Origin of the sequence: Gilliamella sp. Imp1-1 (assembly GCF_001690415.1) — a bacterium.
Lineage (GTDB): Bacteria > Pseudomonadota > Gammaproteobacteria > Enterobacterales > Orbaceae > Gilliamella > Gilliamella bombi.
Genome location: NZ_LZHK01000042.1, coordinates 1 through 4,932, shown reverse-complemented (window position 1 = coordinate 4,932; position 4,932 = coordinate 1). Strand labels below are relative to the sequence as shown.

General features: G+C 33.7%; 4 protein-coding genes and 2 pseudogenes. 3 read left to right on the top strand and 3 right to left on the bottom strand.

Annotation, left to right across the window (positions count from 1 at the left end; genetic code table 11):
- Nucleotides 1–484 precede the first annotated feature (484 nt).
- Both A9G38_RS03900 and A9G38_RS03895 read right to left on the bottom strand, forming a co-directional pair.
- Complete coding sequence (locus A9G38_RS03900) at nt 485–982, bottom strand: hypothetical protein (protein ID WP_141671016.1); 498 nt, start codon at nt 980–982, stop codon at nt 485–487.
- The gene (locus A9G38_RS03895; protein ID WP_034909371.1) at nt 927–1,850 is read right to left on the bottom strand and encodes a hypothetical protein; all 924 of its coding nucleotides are present in this window, start codon (nt 1,848–1,850) and stop codon (nt 927–929) included. The genes A9G38_RS03900 and A9G38_RS03895 overlap by 56 nt, the downstream gene beginning before the upstream one ends.
- Nucleotides 1,851–2,215: 365 nt before the next feature.
- Here A9G38_RS03895 and A9G38_RS12765 point away from each other — a divergent pair.
- A pseudogene (locus A9G38_RS12765) lies at nt 2,216–2,332 on the top strand (hypothetical protein); the annotation flags it as partial.
- A 288-nt stretch (nt 2,333–2,620) separates the two neighbouring features.
- Entirely contained in the window at nt 2,621–4,015 is a 1,395-nt protein-coding gene (locus A9G38_RS03890; protein WP_034909366.1) for a hypothetical protein, read from the top strand.
- A 115-nt stretch (nt 4,016–4,130) separates the two neighbouring features.
- Here the strand turns inward: A9G38_RS03890 and A9G38_RS03885 are convergent.
- Nucleotides 4,131–4,376, bottom strand: a pseudogene (locus A9G38_RS03885) (amino acid ABC transporter permease); the annotation flags it as partial.
- A 298-nt stretch (nt 4,377–4,674) separates the two neighbouring features.
- Here A9G38_RS03885 and A9G38_RS03880 point away from each other — a divergent pair.
- On the top strand, nt 4,675–4,932 hold a 258-nt coding region (locus A9G38_RS03880; protein WP_141671662.1), incomplete at its 3' end, for a transposase.

The window sequence follows — 4,932 nt, the reverse complement described above, 5'->3', positions numbered from 1 at the left end:
AATAACACTAATTTTAGTGTTTTTTAAAGTATTATTTTAATAAAATTAGAATAATAAAAATAGATTTAAATTAAAAAACAGTTTTCTGTTTTTTTTAAACACTGAAAAAAATGAGTATTAAAATAATATGCAAAAAGCTAATTACATAACAAGTGACAAAAAAACGATGCAACTGTATTGAAGGATTAAATTGTTAAGTTTTGTAAAGATGATCGCTAGATTGATCGTAAATTTGATTTTTAAATAGTGATTTTAGATGAGTTTAAGATCTTCCTCCTTATCTCAATTTATATTTGGAAAGGGATTATTAACAACTCACCTGTCATCAGACAGGTATTCATTGATTATGTGCTAGTATACAACCAAACCACTTTAGTTCGTTCACTTCATTAGTTAGGTTTGGTTGTCCTTGCAAAGCAACTATTCTTATCAATTGCTTATATTCATTTTTTTATCTCAACTACACAGTGCTTAATAAATAAAACTAGGATGTTGTACAAACTGAATAAGCCATGCTATCTAGAGAACGATCACGGACATAACCAGTGGCAGAAGCCACAAGAAATTGAGTAATCCCTGTTGTGTCAGTAGTCCAGTAGTGGTCATAGAGAAAGTTAGCATGAGTATAGTCGTTCATATTTCCCCACTCTGTAAAAAAACCTGCACCAATTCGACGCTGATAATGATTAACAGATGACGAAGGTGTAGCGCCGACTGCACCTTGACACCAAGAACCACTACCAAGACCTGCACAAACAGCATTGGTTAAATCCCTAACTTTAGGAAGGCGATAACCTATATGACTACACCAAGACAATGAATTAGAATAATTATCGGCAACCGTACCACGGTGCACAAACCACTGCTTTAACTCAAATCCATACTTGACCTTGATACCTTTATTATCTATATCTGTACCAACCAATTCAAATCGCGTTGGCAGAGATGGCTGAGCTGCAGGACCTGGAGTACTTGAATTCAATCCGTGATTCAGGGATATAAGGACCTGATAAGATGACACGAACGTTTTTGGCTGCATAATCTGCTGGTCGCACTGAAATCCCAATACTACCCACTCTGCTTGGGACTGTCATCCATGATAAATGACCAACACTACCACCAACTTCTAAATCAAAGTATAAATTATTAGCCCCTGTAGTAGGAAAATTTAAATTATAAGATGATGGGACAATAGATTGAGGAATAAACCCCTTATCAGGATTCCATATTGAAATTGGACCATCATAACTTCCTACACTATATGTTAAATTTGGCCTAACAAAACAAACCTTCGGAGGAAGCTTAGGATTAATGTAATAATCCACACTACTCGCACTAAAATTACTATTTTGTGGAATACCATATTCCGTTTTTAATTCACCATCCGTAGCACTTAATGTCACTTTATATGGTGCTTTACAAATATCAAGTGATTCATTACGCGCTACTGTTTTGTTATATTTGTCTGTAATCGTTAAATTTAAATTACCTGTCGCAGTAATTCCTCCACTCCCCTGACCATCTCCATCATCATCACCCCAATAATTCGGAAACAAATTCACTATCGAATTTAATGGAATTGAACTACTATCAGTTGCTACCAACATTTCAACATTGGTAAATTTATCATTAGGATTAAGTAATACAATTGGATTTGATTCACTTGAAGGATTTGTGCTAGGCGTGAATGTTTGTTTATTACCTGCTGCATCCGATATCGTTATCCAAAGAAAACCATTCGTATCCGCCACGCGATTACCATCAAAAACAAAATACGGCGCATTACCATGAATCATTCCCGATGTTGTTGCACTTAATGCTTGGCTACTAAAAGAAAATGGTAGCAACAAGATAAGCAATAGCCCTAAAAAGATCGCTGAAATAATTTCGGGAAAAATCGTAAAATTTCGCGGAAAAATAAGTTATTGTGAAACGCTGAACGTCAATTGCTAAAATCAGGCGAATTCAGATCAGAGGTTTACCTGTTGAAAATTATAATACATACTTACAACTTCGTCAACTAAATTTTTGTTTTATTTGGTTTTTATCCTTGTTTGTTTAAACTTTGATCGCTCATGCTTTAAACAATTTCTTAATTATAATGACTAAAAAAAACGATGCAACTGCATTGAGGGATTTAATTGAGGAGTTTGTAAAAAGCCAACACTTCAACTCAACAACTGAGTTATAATGCGCTTTTTCGGCTTATTTCTATTGGTATAATCATAAACGATTACATTCTTCGTTAAGCTATTTTCCTCCCATTGAATTTAAAAAACACTTACTCTTTAATTTTTTATTTGAAAATATGTTGCCATTCCAAATGGCCTAGTAAAATACTACATCTTATATTTCGTCTTAACAAAACTTTACAAAAAATAAATATAATTAGATTATAAAAAATGCTAAAATACCAAAATAGTATAAATATTCAGCTATTATTGATAATAACTAATTTAAAAATAAATACAACAATATCTTGAAATATTAAATAGAGGAATTATAATGACAGCAGACAGCAGACAGCAGACAGCAGACAGCAGACAGCAGACAGCAGACAGCAGACAGCAGACAGCAGACAGCAGGTTATAAATCAACCAAGTTTATAACTAATTCAAAATTGTCGTTTTTTCTTTTTTTCTTTCCTCTTACAGCTAACGCCATATCAGTAGCAACGGCAAAAACAATAAAAGGAAATGCCCCTGTTTTTATAGCGAACTCTATTGAAAATAATTTTGGCTTTACCGTCAGAGGTACTTTTTACAGCAAACAATTAAACAATATTCCTATATCATTTGACAAAAACCTAACACTTAATGATTTTATTATTCAACCTTTGACCGTCGCTAATCTTAACTTATCATCTAGCAATAATTATTATGATGAAGATGGAGACAATGGTAGAGTTTCTGATAACGGAACTTTTACTATCGGTACAGTTAACTTTAAATGGTTTGATAATGCAGGGCAAGAAATAGCAAAATCTCAATACGGAAAGCCTATTGGCTGTGGTAGTGGTTTCCCAATGCCACTTAAGTTAGCAATTACCCTTTCAGATATACAAGTCCATTCTGAATATGGCGATCCTAAAGATAGTGAACTATATAATTTGACTAAAATTTATCAAATTAATACAGATTCAGAAATTTGTTTTGCTAAACCTAACCAAATGATAGTCGACAATAAGAAAACTTGGGGAAGCCCCTATCATTTTACCAAAAATGGCAAAACAGATTGTTCGCTTGTAGGTTATAATGATCTTGACAGCTCAATTATTGATAACAACCGAGGAGATAAAGGGTGGAATAAACCAGGGACCGAATATAGAGATTCTCTTTGTGGTGGAGGATATGATCATAACGTTTTTGATCCAATCAATGGGTTCTATGCCTCTGCCAATCCAAAATTTCCAACAACAGGATTTGCAGGTGCTAAATTTCAATTAATTATGACGGGCGCTCAAACTGATTGGAATTATTCGGTTAATGCAACACCTCAAAACAGTGTAACGGTAGATCAAAATGGCATGGTTGTACTTAACAATAAACCTAATGGTACGGTAACTATCTCTGCAACGTTTAAACCTGATCCTACTATAGTACATACTTACTCATTTAACCCTACAAAAACCTGGGTTTTTCCACAACCAGGACATGCTGTCAGTTATGAACAAGCTGTACGAATATGTCACGGGGAAAGCAATCTACCAACTAGAGCTGAAATGACAAATTCACCTAATGCTTCTCCTTCATGGAGGATATGGCCACTAACTTGGGATTTATTTACACGAGCGATCAATCAAGGGCTATTGAGCGAATGGGGTTCAACTCATAGTGGAACTTATCCTAATTCTAATTGGCGGTTTGATGACCATCTGTGGTTTTATTCTTCTGACGAATTCCCTTTAACAAATCAATATCCCGGTCATTCTAATCGATACGCTATTGATTCTTGGATAGGACAAATTGCTGTATTTGGAGCACAACAACCGATACAAGTAGTATGTAAGGGTTAATAGAGTAGTTTTGATATACAAAAAACATTAAGTTGATAAATAATAATTATGCTTATTTGTAGGATTTCACTAAGTTGCTTTCACTTTTTGATTAAATAAGCAATTTGGTGAAGTTCTACGACTTAGTTAATCTAGATACAGTAAAATCAAGTGCTGCACAAATAATAAAATAAACAACTATAACAAATAGAAATATTTCAGTTGGATAAACTATACTTCGATTATTAATTTGGGTCGCAACAAAGGTAAACTCTGCAACACCAACAATATAGGCTAAAGAGGTATCTTTAATTAATAATATCCATTGATTAACAAATAAAGGTAACATCATTTTTAACGCTTGTAGCAGATAATAAAAATAATGATCCTCGCCAAAATACTAGACAGAACTCACCGCTATAAATTATTATCTAAGTAATACTGCTTTTCATATTGTTCAGGCAATACCCAACCATGAGTTGAATGTCGATGAACTTGATTATAATAGATTTCAATATATTCAAATAGTACTTTTATTTTGTATCGAAAAATAATTTAAGTGTAGATAGTAAATAATTCGATTGATTAACTAGGGCGTGTTGATCTTTCATGATTATTTTTTAGACGGCATGATGTGAGTTATAATAATTCAGCCAAAAACAACCATAACTCGATTCATCATGCCAAGAACAATGCTAACAGATAAACGGTGGGAAAAGCTACTACAAATAATGAAAAATACCGGCCGAGTTTATAATAAATCCGAGCATCGGATGACGTTTGAAGGGATCCTTTTCCGAATGAGAACCGGTATTCCTTGGCGAGATTTGCCAGAAGAGTTTGGTGAATGGAGCACTGTCTATAGGCGATTTAATTTGTGGTCTAAAAAAGGAATATTAGTTGATATTTTCAAACATTTATCACAACTAGCGGATTTT